This is a genomic window from Salinicola acroporae (assembly GCF_003206615.1).
Taxonomy (GTDB): domain Bacteria; phylum Pseudomonadota; class Gammaproteobacteria; order Pseudomonadales; family Halomonadaceae; genus Salinicola; species Salinicola acroporae.
The window spans coordinates 51502-74471 of record NZ_PZJW01000015.1 but is presented as its reverse complement, the minus strand read 5'-3'; the positions used below and the strand labels follow the sequence as shown (position 1 = coordinate 74471).

Here is a 22970-nt window from a genome sequence, read left to right as displayed (position 1 = left end):
GAGGCGGGCGTTTCAGCGGGAATGACGAACCGGCTAGCCGATCGTGACCCGAGCGTAGCGCTTCTTGCCGGCCTGAATGACATAGGGCTTGCCGGTGGCAAGCATTGTGTCCTTGGCCGCAACCTCGCCGTCGACCTTCACCCGGCCGTTATTGAGCATATCCTTGGCCTGGGCGCTGTTGTTGGCCAACCCGGCTCGATTGAGCACCGCCGCGATCGGCGCCTGCGCCGCGCCCTCGAAGTCCACCTCGACTTCAGGCAGATCCTCCGGCAGCTCCCCTTCTGCGAGCTGGTTACCCGCCGAGCGGTGCGCATTCGCCGCCGCTTCCGCGCCGTGGTAACGCGTGATCAACTCTCTCGCCAAGGCCATCTTGATGTCGCGCGGGTTGGCCCCCTGTTCGATCTCACGCCGAATCGCCTCGATCTCTTCGTTGGATTTCAGCGACAGCAGCTCGAAATAGCGCCACATCAGACCGTCCGGCATCGACACGATCTTGTTGAACATCACGCCAGGGGCATCGTCGACACCAATATAGTTGTTCAACGACTTGGACATCTTCTGCACGCCATCCAGCCCTTCGAGCAGCGGCATGGTGATGACAACCTGCGGCTCCTGGCCGAAGTGCTTCTGAATCTCGCGTCCCATCAGCAGGTTGAACTTCTGGTCGGTACCGCCGAGTTCGATGTCCGCCTTCAGTGCGACCGAGTCGTAGCCTTGCACCAGCGGGTAGAGAAACTCGTGAATCGAGATCGACTGACCCGCCCGGTAACGCTTCTCGAAGTCATCGCGCTCGAGCATGCGCGCCACGGTAGATTGTCCAGAGAGCTCAATCATGTCGGCGGCGGACATCTCGCCGAACCACTCCGCATTGAAGCGCACCTCGGTCTTGTCGGGATCGAGGATCTTGAAGACCTGCTCCCGATAGGTCTGGGCGTTGGCCTTGACCTCCTCCTCGGTGAGCGGCTTGCGGGTGACGTTCTTGCCGGTGGGATCACCGATCCGGCCGGTGAAGTCCCCAATCAGGAAAATCACCTCGTGGCCGAGATCCTGAAACTGGCGCATCTTGGTCAGCAAGACACTGTGCCCCAGGTGCAGGTCGGGAGCGGTAGGATCGAAGCCCGCCTTGATCCGGAGCTTGCGACCGGATTCGAGCTTTTTTACCAGCTCGTCTTCGATCAGAATCTCCTGCGTGCCGCGCTTGATCAATGCCAGCGCTTCGTCGACCTGGGCCATCGTATCCGTCTCCACTACTACGCTATCGAGCTTGAAAGGCGGCAATCTTAGCACGACTCGTTTGAACCCGTTGAACCGCCCTGCGACAGGAGAAATAGATGACGCTATTCGTGGGCCTGATGTCCGGCACCAGCCTGGATGGAATCGACGCCGCACTCGTCGAGATCGTCGATGACGTCGCTCGGCGTCCGCGCCTGATTGATGCGCTGTGCCTCCCCATGAGTGCCGAATTGAAAGCGGCGCTGCTTGAGTTGACTCAGGCGTCGCAGGTCTCCTTCGCCATGCTGGGCGCCACCGAAAGCGCCTTCTGTGACCACCAGGCCGAAGCCGTGCGACAGCTGCTGCAGCGCCACGACCTCGAGCCCTCGGCGATTACCGCCATCGGCAGCCACGGCCAGACCATCGAGCATGCCCCCTACGCCGAAACGCCCTTCACCTATCAGCTCGACAATCCCAGCCGGCTGGCCGAGCTGACCGGTTGCCAGGTGGTTGCCGACTTCCGCCGCCGGGACATGGCGGCCGGCGGGCAGGCCGCGCCGCTGGCGCCGATATTTCATCAGGCCCTGTTTTCCGATCCTGTCCGTACTCGGCTGATTCTCAATCTGGGCGGTATCGCCAACCTGACACGGCTGCCCCCCAAGCCGTCATCGCTGCCGGTCATCGGCTTCGATACCGGGCCGGCAAATTTGCTGCTTGACGCCTGGCACACCCGGCACCGAAATGGGCCGATCGACGAAGCGGGAAGCTGGGCGGCCAGTGGAAGCATCGATCAGTCGTTGCTGGACCGTCTATTCGAGGAGCCGTATTTCGCCGCCCCGCCACCCAAGAGCACAGGGCGCGAGCAATTTCACCTGGCCTGGCTGGAGGCGCGATTGCGTGGCAACGAAGCGGCTGCCGATGTCCAGGCAACACTGGCGGAGCTGACCGCGGCCAGCGTCGCGAAGGCCGCACGCGACTTCATCGTTGCCGATGGCACGGATCTGATCGTCTGCGGCGGCGGCGCCCGCAACCGTCACTTGATGGAGCGCCTGGCGACACATCTACCGGCGGTCTCGCTCACCTGCTGCGATGCATTCGGCTGGTCGGCCGACTGGCTGGAAGCCGGCGCCTTCGCGTGGCTGGCATGGCGCCGGATTCACCGGCTGACCGGCAACCTGCCGGAGGTGACCGGCGCCAGCGGCCCTCGTGTCCTTGGCGGCATCTACGCACCTTGAACCAAGGGGCGTTCGCTCACTCGTCGTCGATCAACGAGAACTTCGCGCCATCATCACTTCTGTCACCGGCATCCCGGCGTTCGCCATACTTGAGCAGCATGCGTAAGTCGTTGGCCGAATCGGCATGCGCCAGAGCCAGACTCTCGCTGATCTCTCCTCGCCGGAACAGCTCGTATAGCGCCTGATCGAAGGTCTGCATGCCCTGCTCCCGGGAGCGCCGCATCAGGTCCTTCAGCTCGGCGACCTCGCCACGACGAATCAGTTCGCTGATCAAAGGGGACTTGAGCAGCACCTCGGTCGCCACACAGCGCCCGGCTCCATCCTGACGCGGTAACAATCGCTGAGCGACCACGGCGCGCAGATTGAGTGACAGATCCATCCATATCTGCTCCTGGCGTGACGGCGGGAACAGACTGAGAATCCGCTCGATCGCCTGATCGGCGCTGTTGGCGTGCAGCGTGGCCAGACAGAGATGGCCGGTTTCAGCAAAGCTGAGCGCCAGTTCCATGGTGTCCCGGCTTCGTATCTCGCCGATCATGATGACATCCGGCGCCTGGCGCAGGGCATTCTTCAGCGCCACCTCGTAGGATTCCGTGTCGATCCCCACTTCACGCTGGTTGATGATGCCACGCTGGTGCGGGTGCATGTATTCGATAGGGTCTTCGATACAGATGATATGGCCGCCAACCGTGCGATTGCGGTGCTGGATCATCGAGGCCAGCGTGGTGGACTTGCCGCTGCCGGTCCCGCCCACTACCAGCACCAGTCCACGCCGAATGGAGGCCAACGTCCCCGTCACTTCCGGCAGGCCAAGAGATTCGAGATCGGGAATGTCGAAAGCGATCCGGCGAACGACCATCGCCGGCTGGCTACGCTGGTAGAAGGCGCTGACACGGAAACGCCCCTTGCCGCTGAGGCTGAGGGCGAAATTGGCCTCGTGATCCGTCTCGAAAGCCTCTTGCCGCCCCTGGGGCAAAGCAATGGCCACCAACTCGCGCACCTGGTCCGGCTGCAACGGCACGTCGCCCAGGGCCACCAGCTTGCCATCCAGCTTCAGGCAGGGCGGCGCCCCGGTGGAGATCAGGAGATCCGAAGCCTGCTTGGCCAGCATGATATCGAGAAGCTGCTCAAACCATTGAGAGGGAGTCATTTCAGGTCCTGGTCCCGGAATCCGAAGCGCGAGCTCATTGGTCGAGTCCGGCGCGCGATTTGGCATGAGCTTCCTGACGGCTCACCACGCCATCGGCCACCAGTTGGGAAAGCGCCGCGTCCAGCGTCTGCATCCCCAGGCTACCGCCGGTCTGAATCGCCGAGTACATTTGAGCCACTTTGCCCTCCCGTATCAGATTGCGAATCGCCGATGTCGCCACCAGAATCTCATGAGCCGCCACACGTCCACCGGTCTCACGCTTGAGCAGCGTCTGCGAAATCACCGCCTGCAGCGATTCGGACAGCATCGAGCGCACCATGCCTTTCTCGTCACCGGGAAAGACATCGATGATGCGGTCGATGGTCTTGGCTGCCGACGTGGTGTGCAGGGTGCCGAATACCAGATGGCCGGTCTCGGCGGCCGTCAATGCCAGCCGAATGGTCTCGAGGTCCCTGAGCTCGCCGACCAGGATGACATCGGGATCTTCGCGCAGGGCCGAGCGCAGGGCCGGGGCGAATCCCTTGGTGTCGCGATGCACTTCACGCTGATTGATCAGGCAGCGTTTGCTCTCGTGCACGAATTCGATCGGATCCTCGATGGTCAGGATGTGTTCCTGGCGGTTGCTGTTGATGTAGTCGATCATCGCCGCCAGCGTCGTCGACTTGCCACTGCCGGTCGGCCCCGTGACCAGCACCAGGCCTCGCGGCAACATCGACAGACGCCGAAAGACGTCACCCAACCCGAGGTCGTCGAGCGTCAGCACATTGCTGGGAATGGTACGAAAGACCGCGCCGGCGCCGCGCCCCTGCGTAAACGCATTGACACGGAAGCGGGATACGCCGGTGACTTCGAACGAGAAGTCGGTCTCGAGCGTGGCTTCGAAATCCCGGCGCTGACGGTCGTTCATCACATCGTAGATCAGTCGGCGCACCTGACTGTCGTCGAGCGCTGGCACATTGAGGCGACGCATGTCGCCATCGACCCGTATCATGGGCGGCAGCCCCGCCGACAAGTGCAGGTCCGAAGCGTCGTGCTTTGCCGAGAACGCCAGCAGTTCGGTAATATCCATGGGTTTTTATTCGATCCCCTGCGTAAGGTCGCCATCCAGTATGCCAGAAGCATCGGTGTCCGAGTCTCTATCCCGCGCCCGCGATCGCCTCGAGGCGGCGCTCTCCGCAGCCGGCCGGCCGGCGGACAGCGCACGCCTGCTTGCCGTCAGCAAAACCAAGCCAGCAAATATGCTGCGCCAGGCCTATGCCGCCGGTCAACGCGCCTTCGGCGAGAACTACCTGCAAGAAGCCCTGGAGAAGCAGCAGGCGCTGGCCGACCTCGACGACATCGAGTGGCATTTCATCGGTGCGCTGCAGTCGAACAAGACTCGCGACGTCGCCGAGCATTTCAACTGGGTGCATGGCATCGACCGGGAAAAGATCGCTCGCCGACTCTCCGAGCAGCGCCCGCCGGCGCTGGGCCCAATCGATCTCTGCCTGCAGCTCAACGTCAGCGGCGAAGCCAGCAAGGCGGGGGTCGATATCGACGACCTGCCGGCGCTCGCCGAATCACTGCTGGCGCTCCCCAATATCCGCCTGCGAGGCCTGATGGCGTTACCGGCGCCCAGCGACGACAGAGACCGGCAGCGTCACGCATTCCGCCAGGTCGCCGTCGCGCTGGCCGAGCTGCAGCGCCGCTTTCCCGAAGCCACCCTGGATACCCTGTCGATGGGCATGAGCGGCGACCTGGAGGCGGCCGTCCTGGAGGGCGCCACCATCGTTCGCCTGGGCACCGCCATCTTCGGTAGTCGCCCGCCACGGGGAAGCTGACCCTATCGCCCCTTCTCTGACCGACCCCAAAGGACCCAGTCATGACCGACTCGCCCAACGCCAGCCGCATCGTCTTCATCGGCGCCGGCAACATGGCCAGCGCCATCTTCGGCGGGATGCTCGAAGGCGGCTATCCCGCCGATGCCATCGTCGCCACGTCACGCAGCCAGGAAACGTGCGATGCCATCGGTCAGCGCTATGGCATTCGCACGATGCAGGATAATCTGGCCGCGGTCGGGGAGGCGGACGTCGTCGTCCTCGCCGTCAAACCGCAAATGATGCGCAATCTCTGCGTGTCGCTGCGGGATAGCGTCCAGTCTCGGCGGCCTCTGATCGTTTCAGTGGCGGCCGGGCTCGATGCCGCGACGCTGGACGCCTGGCTGGGAGGCGGTCTTGCCTTGATCCGCTGCATGCCCAACACGCCATCGCTGGTCGGTGAGGGCGCCAGCGGGCTTTACGCCAACGACCGCGTCAGCGACGCCGAACGCCAGCTCGCGACCGACCTGCTGGAACCGGTGGGCCTGGTCGAGTGGGTGGAGGAGGAAGCCCAGATCGAGGCCGTGACGGCCATCTCCGGCAGCGGCCCGGCCTACTTCTTCCTGTTCATGGAGTCGCTGGAAGCAGCCGGTACCGCGCTGGGACTATCGCCCGAGAGTGCGCGCCGACTGGCATTGCAGACCGCCTTCGGCGCCGCCAAGATGGCGCGGGAGAGCGAATTCGACCCCGCCGAGCTGCGTCGGCGGGTCACCTCCCCCAACGGCACCACCGAGCGCGCGATCCAAACGTTCGAAGAGGCAGGTCTGGCCGAGATCGTGAGCCGCGCGACCCGCGCCTGCGCCGAGCGCGCCCGTGAGTTGTCGAGCGAGCTGGGTCGGAACTGAACGAGCAGGAATGGAATCCATTAGGAGAAAATAATGGGCAGTAATCTTGGAAGCGCCGGCCTGATGCTGGTCAACACGCTGGTCAACATCTATCTGTTTGTGCTGATGCTGCGCTTTTTGCTGCAATTCTCGCAGGCGGACTACTACAACCCGATGAGCCAGGGGATCGTCAAGGCGACCCAGCCGGTGGTCGCGCCGGTCCAGAAGATCCTGCGGCCCGTCGGGCGCATCGACATCGCCACGCTGTTCGTGGGCTTCCTGCTCAAGGTGATCGTGATCACCGCCATCTTCCAGATTGCGGGTTTCGGCATGCCGCCGCTGCAGGGCCTGCTGCTGGCGGGCATCGCGGGCGTACTCAATGCGATTCTCAAGATCTACTTCTTTGCCCTGATCATCATGATCATCCTGAGCTGGGTAGCGCCCCGTGCCAGTCATCCGGGAGCGCTGCTGGTGATGCAGATCGTCGAGCCGATCATGGCCCCGGTACGCCGCGTGATCCCTCCGCTGGGCATGATCGACCTCTCGCCGATCGTCGTGTTCATCGCCATCAATCTACTCGACAGCGTCGTCGTCGGGTCGCTGGCCCGTGCCGCCGGCCTGCCGGGTGCCCTGGTCGGCTTCTGAGCCACGCCGACCGCCTCCGCCGCCGGCCCGAAGACGGTCCACGCCAGCATCAGGTCGTGGACCGTTGACGAACTGCGGCTGGCGGCGTCCGGGCATTCACCGATGTGAATCGGCCAACTGCCCTCGCTGAACCTGGAGACTACCCCGTTTCATGTCCGCTTCCTTTCCGTCCGACTCCGTCGGGCTGGTCACACCGCAGACCGCCACATTCGAGTCTCCGCTGGCCCTGGCCTGCGGCAAGACCCTCGAGCACTTCGAACTGGTCTACGAGACCTACGGCACGCTCAACGCCGAGCGCAGCAACGCGGTCCTGATCTGTCACGCCCTGTCCGGTCATCACCACGCGGCGGGCTTTCACGCTGCCGACGAGCTCAAGCCCGGTTGGTGGGACGCCTACATCGGCCCAGGCAAGGTGATCGATACCGAGCGGTTCTTCGTCGTCTCGCTCAACAACCTCGGCGGTTGCCACGGCAGCACCGGGCCCGGCAGCATCGATCCGCAGACCGGCCGCCAGTGGGGGCCCACGTTCCCGGTCATGACGGTGGCGGACTGGGTTCACAGCCAGGCGCGGCTGGCCGACCGACTCGGCATCGACCGTTTCGCCGCCGTGGTGGGCGGCAGTCTCGGCGGCATGCAGGCAATGCAGTGGACGATCGCCTATCCGGAGCGAGTCGCCAACGTGGCGGTGATTGCCGCGACCCCGCGACTGTCGGCGCAGAACATCGCCTTCAACGAAGTCGCCCGCCAGGCGATCCGCTCGGACCCCGATTTTCACGACGGCTGGTACGCCGACCACGGCGCGATTCCCAAGCTGGGCCTGAAACTGGCCCGGATGATCGGTCACATCACCTACCTGTCCGAACACTCGATGGGCTCGCGCTTCGGGCGCGACCTGCGCAGCGACCAGTTGAATTTCGGCTATGACGTGGAGTTCCAGGTGGAGTCCTACCTGCGCCATCAGGGTGATACCTTCTCGACCCGCTTCGATGCCAACACCTATCTGCTGATGACCAAGGCGCTGGACTATTTCGACCCCGCCGGACAACACGACGGCGACTTGGCCGCCGCGCTGGCGCCGGCCGATTGTCCGTTTCTGGTCGTCAGCTTCACCACCGACTGGCGCTTCGCTCCGGCCCGCTCGCAGGAGTTGGTCAACGCCCTGCTGCGAGCCGGCAAGGCAGTCAGCTACGTCAACGTCGACTCCCCGCACGGGCACGACGCCTTCCTGCTGCCCAACGACCAGTACGAGTCGGTCTTCGGCAGTTTCATGCGGCGCATCGATGCGCAACTCAACGGAGGGGCAAGCTGATGCGCGCGGATCTCGAACTGATCTACGGCTGGGTGCCCGATGACGCACGCATCCTCGACCTGGGCTGCGGCGACGGTACGCTACTGGCAGCGCTGGCACGCCACAAGAACGTCACCGGCTACGGCCTCGAGATCGACCCGGAAGGAATTTCGGCGTGCCTGACCAAGGGCGTCAACGTGCTCGAGCAGAACCTGGACGACGGCCTGGGCAATTTCGTGGACGATGCCTGTGATCTGGTCATCATGACCCAGGCGCTCCAGGTCTTGCGCCGCCCGGACGCCATGCTGGACGAGATGCTGCGGGTGGCCCCGGAATGCATCATCGCCTTCCCCAACTTCGCCTACTGGAAGCACCGGCTACATCTGACTTTCCGTGGCCGCATGCCGGTCTCGCGCTCCCTCCCCCACGCCTGGTACGACACCCCCAACATCCATCTGTCGACATTCCGGGACTTCGCCAACCTGTGCCGCGACAAGGGCGTCACCATCGTCGACGAGGCCGTTGGCAGCGCCGAACACGAGGGACACTGGACATCGAGGCTCTGGCCCAATCTGTTCGGAGAGACGGCGATCTTCCGGGTCCGGCGCGGGCGTTAACGCGATTCGTCGTCGGCTTGCCAGCGCCGTTCGAGGTTCAGGTCCAGGCGGCGATCCAGCATCACCGCCTCGGGTCTTCCCTGCCCCCACGTCACCCGGCAACCGTAGGCCAGCACTTCGACGCCACGCTCCACGACCGCCTGGAGCGTGCGTGCGTACGCGGGATCGAGATGCGCCGCGGGCGCCACGTCGTCGATACCGGTATGCGCCGCGCAGAATAGCAGTACCCCGCGGTGGCCACGGGCAACCAGCTCGGCCAGCACCTCGAGATGACGGCGCCCACGCGCGCTGACCGAATCGGGAAAATAGCCGTGACCGTCGTTCTCCCTGAGCGTCACCTGCTTGACCTCGACAAAGGTGTCGCCCCCCTGCACCGCTCTCAAGCGGAAATCGAGCCTGGCCCCCTCGACGTTGACCTCTCGCTTGAGCTCGGCGAAACCGGCGAGCTCGGGGACCAGACCGTCGCGCAGCGCCTCCTCGACCAGCGCGTTGGCACGCCCGGTGTGCACCGACACGAGATCGACGCCTCCCTTGCCGTCGGGCAGTTCAATCAGTTCCCAGGTCCAAGACAGCTTGCGGGCGGGGTTGGTGCTCGGCGACACCCAGACCCGGCAACCGGGAACGTTGACGGCGCGCATCGAGCCGGTGTTCGGGCAGTGCGCCACGACCTCGCGGCCATCCTCGAGCTCGATATCGGCCAGGAAGCGCTTGTAGCGTCTCGACAGCTTGCCAGGGAGAAGAACCGGGTAGTGCATGAGGTATTGATATCCACAAAGACGAGTGCCTGGAGAGATTCGGTCCAGCAACACGATAGTCGTGGCATCGCCAACCCGGCGGATGCCAGCCCGATTCCCCGGCTTTCACGAACCGGGGATGAGAAAAATAAAGCGCCCATTCGGTTGCAAAGCGGCAACTTTTTCGCTAAATAAGCATGGCTTCGGGCAGTGGCAGACGCTGCCCCGGCCGATACTCGGCCAGATCACACGCGTCACGACACTTGCGTAACGAGGCCGCCCCCATGCCAGTAGCGGAAAAGAAAACGGAAGCGCCCAGTCAATTCACCCCGTACCAGCCGGCGCCGGGTGAAGAGTATATGAATGACAAACAACTTGCGCATTTCCGTGAGATCCTTCTGGGCTGGAAACAGGATCTGATGGAAGAGGTCGACCGCACGGTTCGCCACTTGCAGGAAGAGGCCAACAACTTCGCGGACCCCGCGGATCGCGCCACGCAGGAAGAGGGGTTCAGCCTGGAGCTGCGCACCCGTGATCGCGAGCGCAAGCTGCTCAAGAAGATCAACGAAACGATCGAGAAGATCGACGAGGACGACTACGGTTTCTGCGAGGCCTGCGGCGTCGAGATCGGCATTCGCCGCCTCGAAGCCCGCCCCACGGCCACGCTCTGCGTCGACTGCAAGACGCTGGCCGAACTCAAGGAAAAGCAGCTTGGCGGCTGAATGACCTCGGTCACCTTGGAACCGCGACGGGCACCTTCATCGGTGCCCGTCTTGCGTTCCGCGCTATCCTGGCGTCTCCCGGCGCTGCCATGTTCCCCTTCACGAGCCGTCTGATGACCATCGCCCCGCTACCTGCCTCGGGCTATATCGGCCGTTTCGCGCCCACGCCTTCCGGTCCGCTCCACCTGGGCTCCCTGGTGGCGGCCCTGGGCAGCTGGCTGGATGCCAGAGCAGCCGGCGGCCACTGGCTGCTGCGCATCGAGGATATCGACCCGCCACGCTGTCCTCCCGGTGCCATCGATCAGATTTACCGCCAGTTGGAAGCGTTCGGGCTGGAATGGGATGGGGAGATTCGCCACCAGAGCGACCGGGGAGCCGCTTATCAGGCCGCACTGGACCGTCTGGTCGCCGATCGGATGGCCTACCCTTGCGGCTGTTCGCGACGCGAATGGCAACAGCACGGCCACTACCCGGGATGGTGCCGCCATGGCTCGCGCCACCCCGAACGCGCGCAGGCATGGCGGCTACGAACCGACAAGGGCATCCAGCCGGTGTGCTGGCAAGACCGCCTGTTCGGGAGCCAATGTCTGGACCCGACTGCCCAGGGCGACGTGGTACTCAAACGCAAGGATGGTCTCTGGGCCTATCAGCTCGCGGTGGTGGTCGACGACGCGGCGCAGGGCATTACCGACATCGTCCGCGGCTTCGATCTGCTCGACAATACTCCGTGGCAACGACAACTCCAGGTCGCCCTGAACTATCCTGAACCACGCTATCTGCATCTGCCGCTGGTCCTCGGCGAGGATGGCCAGAAACTCTCCAAGCAGAATCTCGCGACCGCCATTCCCCACGATGAGGCTCCGGCTCGCCCCGTTCTCCATCAGGCGCTGCAACTGCTGGGTCAGGCGCCCCCGGCCGCACTGCGCCAGGCGGAAGTGACCTCTCAGTTGGCGCACGCCCTCGCGCACTGGTCCCCCGAAACGATGGTTGCCACCCCAGGCCGGAGGCATGACTGACGCCCTTGCCGGCAGGGTCTCCCGCCATCTCCCGGCTGACGTCAAGCCTGCCTTCCGGTGTTGCCGAGGCCGTCCCTCCCTTCGATTGAAGACTATTGTCTAAGCGAAACTCGCGCCGTTTTGCGCCACCCTGTCGCCATTGCGGAGAGGGGCGCACCACAATCACGCATGATGCGCTGCAGATGCCCCCTTATGAATCATCCGGCTTCCCCCATGCCGGCAGCCATAGGGCGACTGGCACGACACCAAAACAGCAAGAAGCTGATTTTGTTAAAAAAAATAAGGAGTGGCACAGCAAGTGCAGTAACTAAGACAAGAAAAACAACAGCGGGTGCCGATCAAACCCAACAACAATAGCGATCGGAATGGCCCCACTGCCGATAACAACAACAACGCGGCACTCAAACTAGGAAGGCAGATCGCCACCGGCCCCATAACAACAACACAGGCCCAGGGCGAACGAGGACACGAACAACAACAATCGTCCTCGAGCCGACGCAAAAATCAGGACGCGACGCTCTTCGTCAACGAGGCAACAACAACAAGCTTCCTCGTGATCTGGAGACTTCCCGGAACAACGACAACAACCGGGAAAGGGCATTGCCTGTCGTGGTTGGATTATTGTTTTGAATACGAGGTGGTCGCTGTACACAGCATGGCTGACAACGACAAGCCAGTGACTGCAAGCTCGTTCAGCGACTGTGGTGCGTATTCAAGGCGATGCGCCATCACGAACAAGAAGAAGCGGCATGGACGTTGCGAAGCATTCTTGCAAGGGGAGGCCCACCGGGCCTCCCCTTTTACTATTCTCATCTTGAGGTTCCCATCGGCCTCGTTCGTTTTACCGTGAGCCGAGCTGGCAGCGAATATCGATACGGTCACGCCCCTCCGGGCACCAAACGATCCGTGCGGTGTCTTCTGCCCCCTCATCCCGCCATTGCCTTTGCAAGCCCCCTGGCCTCCGCTACACTGGAGTTTTGCTACCTCGCGAGTCGATTTCGCCGCATGTTCAAAGGATTTTCCCGTTTTCTCCAACGTCCCGGTGAACGTTTGAAGACCTTCTTCGGCCCGGAATCCGCTCAGGCGGCCGAAGACGCCACGCCCACCCCGCAAGTCCTTCCCCGCGACGAACACAACGTCTCGCGCCAGAACCTTAGCGAAAGCGCTCTCAAGGTGTTGTATCGGCTCAATGGCGCCGGTTACGACGCCTACCTGGTCGGTGGTTGCATCCGGGACTCTCTGCTCGGCAACCGGCCCAAGGACTTCGATGTCGCCACCAATGCGACGCCGGACGAGGTGCGTCAGCTATTTCGCAATTCTCGCATCATCGGCCGACGCTTCCGGATCGTCCACGTCCGCTTCGGGCGCGAAGTGATCGAGGTGACGACCTTCCGCGGACGGCATGGTGAGGAACATGCCGGCAATCACAGCCAGCAGTCGGACGAGGGCCTGCTGCTGCGGGACAACGTCTGGGGTAGCGTCGAAGAGGACGCGATCCGGCGCGACTTCACCGTCAATGCGCTCTACTACAGCGTGACCGACTTCGCCATTCATGACTGGACCGGCGGTCTCCAGGACCTGGACGACCGAGTGCTTCGCCTGATCGGCGATCCGGAGACCCGCTATCGCGAGGATCCAGTGCGCATGCTGCGCGCCGCACGCTTCGCCGCCAAGCTCGACTTCCGGATTGCCGAAGGTACCGAGGCACCGATTCGCGAGTTGGCCCCGCTACTGCTCCAGATCCCGCCGGCGAGGCTGTTCGAGGAAGTGCTCAAGCTGTTTCTCTCTGGGCACGCGCTGCAGAGCTTCCGGGTGCTGCGTGATCATGGCCTGTTCGCGATGCTGTTCCCCGAGAGCGACGAAGTCCTCGACGAGCAGCCCTGGGCCGTCAAGCTGGTCGAGCAGGCGCTGATCAATACCGATGCGCGGATCGCCCAGGATCGGCCGGTCACGCCGGCCTTCCTGTTTGGCGCCCTGCTGTGGCCCTGCGTTCAGCAACGCACTCCCCGCATCGCCCACGAACAGGACCTGCCGGAGGTCCCCGCTCAGCAGGCTGCGGCACAGCAGGTCATCAGTCGTCAGTTGCAACATACATCGATACCCAAGCGTTTCAGCATCCCGATGCGCGAGATCTGGGACCTCCAGCAGCAACTCCCGCGCCGACGCGGCCGTCGGGTCTTCCAGACACTGGAACATCCGCGTTTCCGCGCCGCCTACGACTTCCTGCTGCTGCGCGAGGAAGCTGGCGAGCTGTCCCCGGGCCTGGGTAGCTGGTGGACCGAGTTCCAGCAGGCGGATGAGGAGGGGCAGCGCCAGCTACTCGCCAACGATGCCGGCAGCAACCCGGCGGGGACCAGCCCCAAGCCACGCCGTCGTCGTCCACGCAAGCGTCGGCGGCCGACCAACAAGCCGACACCGCCGACGCTGGATGACTGACCATCGACACTCCGCCCTGGCCTATATCGGTCTGGGCAGTAACCTGGCGTCGCCCCGTGACCAACTGGCACGGGCCATGGCGTCGCTGGCGGCGCTACCGGTGAGCGAGCGCGTTGCCGCCTCCTCGCTCTACGCCAGCGCGCCGGTCGGCCCTCAGGATCAACCCGACTTCATCAACGCCGTCGTCGCCGTTCGTACGCGACTCTCACCGCTGGCACTGCTCGACCAGCTTCAGGCGATCGAGCAACGCCATCGTCGTGTACGGCACCGTCACTGGGGACCTCGCACGCTGGATCTGGATCTCCTGTGGTTCGCCGGCCTCAACTGCCGCTTCCCTCGCCTCACCCTGCCTCATCCGGAGATGATTCACCGCCGCTTCGTGCTCGAACCCCTGGCGGAAATCGCGCCAACACTCTCCCTCGGCGGCGAGCTACCAGGGTGTCTGGCAAACCGGCTGGAGGATCAGCCGCTGCAGCGTCTGTCAGCGTGAACCACCGGCATGCCGCCAACGTCTTGTTGCGTCTGGTGAGCAACTCACTACACTCTGCTCCGCATCGCCCCGTCGGGCATGATGAAATGGGCTCGCGCCCTGGTCGCAAGCCGCAGGACGGAGCCTTCGTCAACGCCGGCGCGAGCAGCGCCCGGCGCGATTGGGAGAGAGAGCATGAGCCGCGTTACCCTCAACACGCTGCGCGACGGCAAGGCCCGCGGCGAGGCGTTCAGTTGCCTGACCGCCTATGATGCCACGCTGGCGCGCTGCGCCGATGCCGCCGGTATCGACGTGCTGCTGGTCGGCGATTCGCTGGGCATGGTATTGCAGGGACACACCAGCACCCTGCCAGTCACCCTGGAAGATATCCGCTATCACACCACCTGCGTGGCGCGGGGCAAGCAGCGAAGCCTGCTGATGGTCGATCTCCCGTTCATGAGCAACGCCGATATCGGTCAACTGCTGCGCGATGCGGGTGAACTGATGCGCGCCGGCGCTGAACTGATCAAGATCGAGGGCGAAGCCTGGATGGCCGACGGCATCCGCGAACTCACCCGCCGAGGCGTTCCGGTCTGCGCCCATCTCGGGTTGACTCCGCAGAGCGTCCACCAGCTCGGCGGCTTCAAGGTTCAAGGCAAGGCCGCCGATGCGGCCCAGCGCATCGTCGACGATGCCCAGCGACTGGTCGATGCCGGCGCCGCCGTCATCCTGCTGGAGTGCGTGCCCAGGGCCGTGGGCAAAGCGGTCCGGGACGCCGTCGCCGCCCCCGTCATCGGCATCGGTGCCGGTCCGGACGTGGATGGGCAGATCCTGGTCATGCATGACACGCTGGGGCTCAACAGTGGCTATGTGCCACGCTTCGTGAAGAATTTTCTCCACGGCCAGGAGAGTATCGAGGCGGCGTTCCGCGCTTACGACGAAGCGGTCAAGTCCCGCCGTTTCCCGGCCGAGGAGCACTGTTTCTGATGCGGACACTGCATGAGATCGCGCCGCTGCGAGAGGCCCTGCAGGCACACCGAATGGCCGGGCGGCGCATCGCCCTGGTGCCAACCATGGGCAATCTCCATGCCGGCCACCTGGCCTTGGTCGATCGGGCCCGGGAGCTCGCCGACGTGGTCGTTGCCACGTTGTTCGTCAACCCGCTGCAGTTCGGCGCCGGCGAGGACTTCGGCCAGTATCCGCGCACCCTCGACAGCGACCGTGACAAGCTGACCTCGCGAGGCTGCGACCTGCTCTTCGCCCCCGGGGTCGAGACACTCTATCCCGGCGGACTCGAGACGCAGACCCAGGTCCACGTGCCGGACGTCTCCGAAGGGCTCTGCGGCGGCACCCGCATCGGTCACTTCGATGGTGTCGCCACGGTGGTCTCGCTGCTGTTTCACCTGGTGCAGCCGGACATCGCCTGCTTCGGCGAGAAGGATTTCCAGCAGCTGGCGGTCATCCGCAAGCTGGTAGCCGACCTGCATTTCCCGATCGAGATCGTCGGCGTGCCGACCGTTCGAGCCGAGGACGGCCTCGCGCTGTCGTCGCGCAACGGCTATCTCGGTGCCGACGACCGGGTTCTGGCGCCCGCCTTCCACCGGGAGCTGTCGCGCTGCCGCGAGGCGCTGGCCAGTGGCCAGTCACCCGACGACGCGCTGGCTGAGGCCAGGCAGGCGCTGCAGGCGTCCGGTTTTCGGCTCGACTACCTGGAGATCCGCGGGCCCGCTCTGGCCCCGTTCGATGTCGCTCGGCATACCGAAGGCCGCCTGCTGGGGGCGGTCTATCTTGGCTCGACGCGACTGATCGACAACCTGGCCGTCTCCTTGCCACGGCGATCCGGAACCGGCGACCGCCATGGCTGATGCCCGCTGGCGCCCGGCGCTGCCGACGGACCTCGTCCGCATCGCCGAATGGATCGGGTCGGCGCAGGCGCTGGAGCACTGGGCAGGCCCCGGTCTGTCGTGGCCGACGGATGGCCCCAGGCTGTGGCGGGAAATCGACGGCGGCGGCTTGCTCTCGTTCTGCCTCGTCTCCGGCAGCGAACCCCTCGCCTTCGGCCAGCTCGTCGTCAAAGGCGAGCGCCACTATCACCTGGCCCGCATCATCGTGTCGCCAGCGCGCAGACGTCAGGGGCTTGGCGAAGCGCTTTGTCGTCGTTTGCTGGATGAAGCCCGGCAGCGTCGCGCCGAGCGCGTCACACTCAACGTCTTCACCGACAACGGGACGGCGATCGACCTCTACCGGCGACTGGGCTTCACCGAATGCGGCAGCGCCGATTCGCGTGGCATTCGCCCCATGCAACTGAGACAATTTGTCGCGAATGTCGACAATGACCTCCCCTAGCCCCTGCAGCGTAACGACCACGCGGCGGTTCGACAGTGAAAGAGAAACGATGAATCAATTGAGACCGGATCCCTTCTCCCCGTATCAGTTCTACACGGCCGAGCAGTGGGCCGAATTTCGAGCCGATACGCCGCAGACACTGTCGGCGGAGGAGTTGCAGCGACTGCGCTCGCTCAACGACCCGATCGACCTGGGCGAGGTGCGCCGGATCTACCTGTCACTGTCACGCCTGCTCTCCTCCTATGTCGAAGCCAGCCAGCGGCTTTACGCCCAGCGCAAACGCTTCCTGGACATCGACGACACCCAGAAGACACCGTTCATCATCGGCATCGCGGGCTCCGTCGCGGTGGGCAAATCGACCACCTCGCGCATCCTCAAGGAGCTGCTGGCGCGCTGGCCATCGAGCCCCAAGGTCGACCTGGTCACCACCGACGGCTTCCTCTATCCCAACGCCACGCTGCGCGACAAGGCGCTGATGGCCCGCAAGGGCTTCCCGGAGAGTTACGATATCGGTGCCCTGCTGCGCTTCCTGTCGTGGATCAAGGCCGGCGCACGCAACGTGCGGGCACCGCTCTACTCGCACCTGACCTACGACGTGCGCGATAGCGAATACCAGATCGTCGACCGCCCCGACATCCTGATCGTCGAAGGCATCAACGTGCTGCAGGTCCGCGACCTGCCGGAAGACGGCAAGATGGTGCCGTTCGTCTCCGACTTCTTCGATTTCTCGATCTATATCGACGCCGAGGAAGCCCATATCCACGACTGGTATCTGGAACGGTTCAAGCTGCTGCGACAGACTGCCTTCCAGAACGCCGATTCGTTCTTCCACCGCTATGCCCAGATCGACGAGGCAGCGGCGCTCGAGATCGCCGAGGGGCTGTGGCGTGACATCAATCGCCGCAACCTGCGCGAGAACATACTGCCCACGCGCCCCCGCGCCGATCTCATCCTGCGCAAGGGCCGCGATCATCTGGTGGAGCAGGTGGCATTGCGGAAGCTGTGAATCATGATCGCACCACGTGTGCCGGCGGTGACGCGCCACGATTCCCGCGCGACACACCGCAGATAAAAACAGCGTTTTGTAATTTTGGGTAATAGCGTCGAACTTTTCCGGCATCCATCCTTCTCAAGAAGCGTCTTAGACTTCCGGGCAAGGACTCCGAGGGATGCTCATTTCTGTACAGGCGTTACGCGCCCTGGCGGCATGGATCGTCGTCTTCCACCATTTCATGCAGGTCTTCTTCAGCTTCGAGGCGGATAACTGGGTCGAGTACCTTTTCTCCACTCGCGGCCAGGTGGGTGTGGATATCTTCTTCGTCATCAGTGGCTTCATCATCTACGTCTCCAGCCGTGGCAAGCGGCTGACGATGCCGCAATTCCTGTTGCACCGGCTGGTCCGGATCGTCCCCGCCTACTGGCTCTATACGCTGGTCACCGCCGCGATCATCTACTTCACCAGCAATGTCATGCCTGAGTACGGCCTGAGTCTCAAGGGCCTGATCATGTCGCTGTTTTTCCTGCCCACGGAGAATCCCGCCGGCTATGGCTACTATCCGATCCTGCCGGTGGGCTGGACGCTGAACTTCGAGATGCTGTTCTACGTGGTCTTCGCTGCCTCGCTGATGCTCAAGCGCGAATGGCGGCTGTGGAGCGTGGTGCTGGCGATCGTGATCATCAACACGCTGTTTGCCCACCAGCCGTTCATCAGCAACTTCTACACCGACCCGATCATCTTCGAATTCCTGCTGGGCATGGGCATCGGCGCTCTCTACAGACGCTACGGCATGCCCGAGGGACGCTGGTGGCCAATCGCGCTGGCGCTGGCCAGCAGCGCCACGATCCTCCATTTCAACGACCCGTCCGGGGCGCTGCGATTCCTCGCCTGGGGACTACCGAGCGCGCTGCTGGTGGTCGCTTTCATCGGGATGGAAACCCGTATCGGCAACAACCGGGTGTTCAAGGCGATGGGAGACTGGTCCTACTCCACCTATCTGTTGCATGTGATCGTGCTGTGGTCGGGCAACTACGTGCTGACCGAGCAGTTCGGCCTGCCCCCCTACCTGGCGCTGGCGATCTGCCTGCCCGTCATCGCGCTCTGTTCCTGGCTCAGCTACGAGCTCGTGGAGAAGAAGCTCTCCCGTCAGCTCAAGCGACACCTGCCGGCACCACGCCCCCTGGCCGCCGCGGCATGAGCCGCCCATGAAAAACGCCCGGCCTGCATGGCGCAGACCGGGCGTTGGCGGTTACCGCCGACGGATCACTCTTCGGTAACGAGAGATGCCTCGAAGGCAGCCTTCTCTTCCGGGGTGATCTCCTTGATCGACAGCTTCACGCGATTGCGGTTGTCGATGTCGAGCACCTTGACCGTCACTTCCTGGCCTTCGCTCAGGTACTCCTTCACGTCGTTGACGCGCTCCGGCACGATCTGGGAGATGTGCACCAGGCCGTCGGTACCCGGCATGAAGTTGACGAAGGCCCCGAAGTCGGCCAGACGCACCACCTTGCCGCGATAGAGCTTGCCGATCTCGGCTTCGGCGGTGATGCCGAGCACGGTGTCGATGGCGCGCTTGGCCGCGGCACGATCCTCGGCATAGATGCGAACGGTGCCGTCATCGTCGATGTCGATCGACGCGCCGGTCTCCTCGCAGATGCCGCGAATCGTCGCGCCGCCCTTGCCGATGACGTCGCGGATCTTGTCCGGAGAGATCTTGATCGTCTGCATCGCCGGGGCGTGATCGGAAACCTCGTTGCGGCTCTCGGCAATCACGGCGTTCATCTTGTCGAGAATCTCGATACGCGCCTGGTGCGCCTGCTGCAGCGCCGTCTCCATGATCTCCTCGTTGATGCCCTCGATCTTGATGTCCATCTGCAGTGCGGTCACGCCATTGGCGGAACCGGCCACCTTGAAGTCCATGTCGCCGAGGTGATCCTCGTCGCCCAGGATATCGGTCAGCACGGCAAAACCGTCGTCGTCCTTGACCAGGCCCATGGCGATACCGGCCACCGGCGCCTTGATCGGTACGCCGGCATCCATCAGCGCCAGCGAGGAGCCACAGACGGACGCCATCGAGCTGGAACCGTTGGACTCGGTGATCTCGGAGACCACGCGGATGGTGTAGGGGAAGGCATCTTCGCTGGGCAGCATCGCCTGGATACCACGTCGCGCGAGGCGGCCATGACCGATCTCGCGACGCTTGGGGCCGCCCATGAAACCGGCCTCGCCGACGCTGTACGGCGGGAAGTTGTAGTGCAGCAGGAAGCGGTCCTTGCGCTCGCCCTCCAGCGATTCGATCAACTGGGCATCGCGCAGCGTGCCCAGGGTGGCGATGACCACGGCCTGGGTTTCACCACGGGTGAACAGCGCCGAACCGTGGGTACGCGGCAGCACGCCGACCTTGATGTCCAGCGGGCGCACGGTTTTGTGATCGCGGCCATCGATACGCGGCTCGCCGGCGATGACACGACGCCGCACGGTGTGCTTCTCGAGGCTGGCCAGGGCGCCGCCGACTTCATCGGCGCTGAACTGCGGCGCGTCGCCGCCGGCCAGTTGCTCGATCGCCTTGGCGCGAATCTCGGCCAGCGCATCCTGGCGCGCCATCTTGTCGGTGATGCGATAGGCTTCACCCACGGCGGACTCGAAACTGCCGGCGACAGCTTCCTTGAGCGCGACGTTGGCGGCGGCCGGCTGCCAATCCCACTTCGGCTTGCCCGCTTCGCCGACCAGCGACTTGATCGCGTCGATCGCGACCTGCATCTCCTGGTGGGCGTAGAGCACGCCGCCCAGCATCTCGTCCTCGGTCAGCTCCTGGGCCTCGGACTCGACCATCAGCACGGCCTTGTCGGTACCCGCCACCACCATGTTGAGTTCGGAGGTGGCCAGCTCTTCCACCGTGGGGTTGAGGAAGTAGCCGCGCGATTCGGTGAAGCCGACGCGCGCCGCCCCGATAGGACCGCTGAACGGCAGGCCGGAGATCGCCAGCGCGGCGGAGGTACCGATCATCGCGGCGATATCGGGATCCTGGTTGCGGTCGGCGGAGAGCACGGTGCAGATGACCTGCACTTCGTTCATGAAACCTTTCGGAAACAGCGGACGGATCGGACGATCGATCAGACGCGACGTCAGCGTCTCCTTCTCGGTCGGACGGCCCTCACGCTTGAAGAAGCCACCCGGGATCTTGCCCACGGAGTAGGTCTTCTCCTGGTAGTGCACGGAGAGCGGGAAGAAGTCCTGGCCGGGCTTGAGATCCTTGCGTCCGACCACGGTACACAGCACCACGGTGTCGTCCATGGTAACCAGCACAGCGCCGGTGGCTTGGCGCGCAACGCGCCCGGTTTCTAGGGTGACGGTACTCGAACCGTACTGGAACGTGGTCTGAACCGGATTCACGGGCTTTCCTTTACTTGTCGAATTCATTGGGGTCGTTTGACTCGGCGCTCATTCTAGGCTTTCGAGCGGGATAGAGCTACCGGTGGGCGACCTTGGTCCCATCCTCCCCGGCACGAGGAGAGGCCGTCCGAAACGCAGGACCCCCGCTCGAGAGCAGGGGTCCTGGGATTGGCACTGCCGAGTCGCCGAGCGGTGACCCGGCCACGGCGATGGCGGCTTACGCTTCGCGCTTGCCGTCGACCAGGCGTCGCAGCTTCAGCGGATTGGCCTGCTTGACCGCTGCCGGCAGCAGCGCATCCGGCAGATCCTGGTAGCAGACCGGACGCAGGAAGCGGAAGATCGCCGCGGTGCCCACGGAGGTGGTGCGCGAGTCCGATGTCGCCGGGAACGGACCGCCGTGGACCATGGCATCGCACACTTCCACCCCGGTCGGCCAGCCGTTGACCATCACCCGGCCCGCCTTGCGCTCGAGGATCGGCAGCAGTGCGCGGGCGGCCTCCAGGTCGGCGTCGTCCATCTGCAGCGTCGCCGTCAGTTGGCCTTCCAGATGCTCGGCGACCCGCTCGAGCTCGGCGGCATCGGCGCACTCGACCACCAGCGACGTCGAGCCGAACACCTCCTGCTGCAGCGCGTCGCTGTCCAGGAAGTCCTGCGCCGAGGCCACGAACAGCCCGGTCTGGCACTGGTTGGGACCTTCACCCTTCTGACCGCGCGCCACTTCCTTCGCCTTGCCACTCCCCGCCAGGGTGCTGACGCCATTCTCGTAGGCCTCGAAGATGCCCGGCGTGAGCATGGTCTGGGCAGCGCTGTCCCGGACCGCTTCGCTGGCCGCTTCGACGAAGGCGTCCAGCTCCGGCCCCTTGAGCGCGATCACCAGCCCGGGATTGGTGCAGAACTGGCCGGCACCCATGTTGAGCGACCCGACGAACGCCTTGCCCATCTCCTTGCCCCGCGCTTTCAGCGCCGCAGGGAGCGGGAATACCGGGTTGATCGAGCTCATCTCGGCGTAGAACGGGATCGGCTCGGGACGCGACTGGGCCGCCTTCCAAAGTGCCAGGCCGCCGCTGCGCGAACCGGTGAAACCCGCCGCCTTGACGCGCGGATCGGTGACCAGCGCGGTACCGACTTCACGGCCGGAGCCGTACATCAGCGAGAAGACACCTTCCGGCAGGCTGCACTGCTTGACCGCGGCCTGGATGGCACGCCCCACCAGTTCGCTGGTGCCGGGGTGGGCGCCATGGGCCTTGACGATGACCGGGCAACCGGCGGCCAGGGCGGAAGCGGTATCACCGCCGGCCACGGAGAACGCCAGCGGAAAGTTGCTGGCGCCGAAGACGACGACCGGGCCCAGCGCGATGTGACGCTGGCGCAGGTCGACCCGCGGCAGCGGCTGGCGATCCGGCAGCGCCGGGTCGACACGCACGTCGAGCCACTCGCCGGCCCGCACGGTCTTGGCGAACAGACGAAGCTGGCCGCAGGTACGGCCGCGCTCGCCCTGGATGCGTGCCTGGGGCAGGCCGGACTCGGCCACGGCACGCTCGATCAGCGCGTCGCCGATCGCCTCGATCTCGTCGGCCACGGTTTCCAGGAACTTGGCCCGATCCTCGAGCGAGGTTTCGCGGTAGCTGTCGAAGGCGCTCCAGGCCAGCTCGCAGGCACGATCGACCTCGGTCTGAGTGCCACCGGGGTAACTCGGCTCGAGGCGCTCGTTGGTGGCCGGATTGATCGCCTGGATCGGATCGCGGCTACCCTTGACGGCCTGCTGGCCGATCAGCATTTCACCTGTCAGTTTCATGTTGCCTCCTGCGTGAGAATGGTCGTGCGTTCGCTGACGGCCGCGGCCGGATCAGCACACCAGGCCGCTTACGAAAACCGCCCTGATGGCGGCTTTTTCGTACGCACCCTGGCATCGAGGATCGCAACGGAACCTCGAGAGCCTAGCAGCACGGCTGCCGATAGAGTGGCGTTTGCGACTAAGGGCTAAGGACTAAAGGCTAAGCCTAGACCCCGGATTCGGGCGCAGTCACCTC

General features: G+C 64.2%; 22 protein-coding genes. 16 read left to right on the top strand and 6 right to left on the bottom strand.

The annotated features are described in order from the left end of the window. Nucleotides 1-33: 33 nt before the first annotated feature. Entirely contained in the window at nt 34-1233 is a 1200-nt protein-coding gene (tyrS, locus tag DOM54_RS18645) for a tyrosine--tRNA ligase (protein WP_110717765.1), read from the bottom strand. A 98-nt stretch (nt 1234-1331) separates the two neighbouring features. Here tyrS and DOM54_RS18640 point away from each other — a divergent pair, with 98 nt between their 5' ends. Continuing rightward, complete coding sequence (locus tag DOM54_RS18640; RefSeq protein WP_110717764.1) at nt 1332-2447, top strand: anhydro-N-acetylmuramic acid kinase; 1116 nt, start codon at nt 1332-1334, stop codon at nt 2445-2447. 16 nt (nt 2448-2463) lie between these two features. Here DOM54_RS18640 and DOM54_RS18635 read toward each other — a convergent pair whose 3' ends face one another. Next, complete coding sequence (locus DOM54_RS18635; protein WP_110717763.1) at nt 2464-3597, bottom strand: PilT/PilU family type 4a pilus ATPase; 1134 nt, start codon at nt 3595-3597, stop codon at nt 2464-2466. A 34-nt stretch (nt 3598-3631) separates the two neighbouring features. Beyond that, the gene (locus tag DOM54_RS18630; protein ID WP_110717762.1) at nt 3632-4666 is read right to left on the bottom strand and encodes a type IV pilus twitching motility protein PilT; all 1035 of its coding nucleotides are present in this window, start codon (nt 4664-4666) and stop codon (nt 3632-3634) included. Nucleotides 4667-4706: 40 nt separating this feature from the next. Between DOM54_RS18630 and DOM54_RS18625 the strand changes: the two genes are divergently transcribed. From DOM54_RS18625 to metW, 5 genes are all read left to right on the top strand, one after another. Beyond that, nucleotides 4707-5417 (top strand): YggS family pyridoxal phosphate-dependent enzyme, encoded by a 711-nt coding sequence (locus DOM54_RS18625; RefSeq protein ID WP_110717761.1) that lies wholly within the window; start codon nt 4707-4709, stop codon nt 5415-5417. A gap of 41 nt (nt 5418-5458) precedes the next feature. After that, nucleotides 5459-6298: a pyrroline-5-carboxylate reductase gene (gene proC / locus DOM54_RS18620; RefSeq protein WP_110717760.1), complete on the top strand. Its 840-nt coding sequence runs from the start codon at nt 5459-5461 to the stop codon at nt 6296-6298. Between the two features lie 33 nt (nt 6299-6331). Continuing rightward, nucleotides 6332-6922, top strand: coding sequence for a YggT family protein (locus tag DOM54_RS18615; RefSeq protein WP_110601313.1), 591 nt, complete (start codon nt 6332-6334; stop codon nt 6920-6922). A 151-nt stretch (nt 6923-7073) separates the two neighbouring features. After that, on the top strand, nt 7074-8231 hold the full coding sequence (gene metX / locus DOM54_RS18610) for a homoserine O-succinyltransferase MetX (RefSeq protein WP_110717759.1): 1158 nt from the start codon (nt 7074-7076) through the stop codon (nt 8229-8231). Further along, complete coding sequence (metW, locus tag DOM54_RS18605) at nt 8231-8827, top strand: methionine biosynthesis protein MetW (RefSeq protein WP_110707542.1); 597 nt, start codon at nt 8231-8233, stop codon at nt 8825-8827. The genes metX and metW overlap by 1 nt, the downstream gene beginning before the upstream one ends. Here the strand turns inward: metW and sfsA are convergent. Continuing rightward, nucleotides 8824-9582, bottom strand: coding sequence for a DNA/RNA nuclease SfsA (sfsA, locus tag DOM54_RS18600; RefSeq protein WP_110717758.1), 759 nt, complete (start codon nt 9580-9582; stop codon nt 8824-8826). The two genes, metW and sfsA, sit on opposite strands and share 4 nt — an antisense overlap. A gap of 263 nt (nt 9583-9845) precedes the next feature. Here sfsA and dksA point away from each other — a divergent pair, with 263 nt between their 5' ends. From dksA to DOM54_RS18555, 10 genes are all read left to right on the top strand, one after another. Further along, on the top strand, nt 9846-10283 hold the full coding sequence (gene dksA / locus DOM54_RS18595) for an RNA polymerase-binding protein DksA (RefSeq protein ID WP_110601320.1): 438 nt from the start codon (nt 9846-9848) through the stop codon (nt 10281-10283). 113 nt (nt 10284-10396) lie between these two features. Continuing rightward, nucleotides 10397-11299, top strand: coding sequence for a tRNA glutamyl-Q(34) synthetase GluQRS (gene gluQRS, locus DOM54_RS18590; RefSeq protein WP_110717757.1), 903 nt, complete (start codon nt 10397-10399; stop codon nt 11297-11299). Nucleotides 11300-11630: 331 nt separating this feature from the next. Further along, on the top strand, nt 11631-12149 hold the full coding sequence (locus tag DOM54_RS20130) for a hypothetical protein (RefSeq protein ID WP_162619929.1): 519 nt from the start codon (nt 11631-11633) through the stop codon (nt 12147-12149). A gap of 155 nt (nt 12150-12304) precedes the next feature. Further along, a complete protein-coding gene (gene pcnB / locus DOM54_RS18585; RefSeq protein WP_110717756.1) occupies nt 12305-13735 on the top strand; it encodes a polynucleotide adenylyltransferase PcnB in 1431 nt (476 codons plus the stop codon). Then, a complete protein-coding gene (gene folK, locus DOM54_RS18580; protein ID WP_110717755.1) occupies nt 13728-14225 on the top strand; it encodes a 2-amino-4-hydroxy-6-hydroxymethyldihydropteridine diphosphokinase in 498 nt (165 codons plus the stop codon). Before pcnB ends, folK begins: the two co-directional genes overlap by 8 nt. Before the next feature lie 174 nt (nt 14226-14399). Next, nucleotides 14400-15191, top strand: coding sequence for a 3-methyl-2-oxobutanoate hydroxymethyltransferase (gene panB / locus DOM54_RS18575; RefSeq protein ID WP_110717754.1), 792 nt, complete (start codon nt 14400-14402; stop codon nt 15189-15191). Next, complete coding sequence (panC, locus tag DOM54_RS18570) at nt 15191-16069, top strand: pantoate--beta-alanine ligase (RefSeq protein WP_110717753.1); 879 nt, start codon at nt 15191-15193, stop codon at nt 16067-16069. Before panB ends, panC begins: the two co-directional genes overlap by 1 nt. Next, the gene (locus tag DOM54_RS18565) at nt 16062-16550 is read left to right on the top strand and encodes a GNAT family N-acetyltransferase (protein ID WP_110717752.1); all 489 of its coding nucleotides are present in this window, start codon (nt 16062-16064) and stop codon (nt 16548-16550) included. The genes panC and DOM54_RS18565 overlap by 8 nt, the downstream gene beginning before the upstream one ends. 49 nt (nt 16551-16599) lie before the next feature. Further along, nucleotides 16600-17556 (top strand): type I pantothenate kinase, encoded by a 957-nt coding sequence (gene coaA, locus DOM54_RS18560; protein WP_162619928.1) that lies wholly within the window; start codon nt 16600-16602, stop codon nt 17554-17556. A 163-nt stretch (nt 17557-17719) separates the two neighbouring features. Further along, nucleotides 17720-18745, top strand: a complete 1026-nt coding sequence (locus DOM54_RS18555; RefSeq protein ID WP_110717750.1) for an acyltransferase family protein — start codon at nt 17720-17722, stop codon at nt 18743-18745. 65 nt (nt 18746-18810) lie between these two features. Here DOM54_RS18555 and pnp read toward each other — a convergent pair whose 3' ends face one another. Both pnp and DOM54_RS18545 read right to left on the bottom strand, forming a co-directional pair. Further along, nucleotides 18811-20940 carry a polyribonucleotide nucleotidyltransferase gene (pnp, locus tag DOM54_RS18550; protein WP_162619927.1) on the bottom strand — a complete coding sequence of 710 codons (2130 nt, stop codon included), beginning with the start codon at nt 20938-20940 and terminating at the stop codon, nt 18811-18813. A 217-nt stretch (nt 20941-21157) separates the two neighbouring features. Beyond that, entirely contained in the window at nt 21158-22735 is a 1578-nt protein-coding gene (locus DOM54_RS18545; RefSeq protein WP_110717748.1) for an aldehyde dehydrogenase (NADP(+)), read from the bottom strand. Nucleotides 22736-22970: the final 235 nt, after the last annotated feature.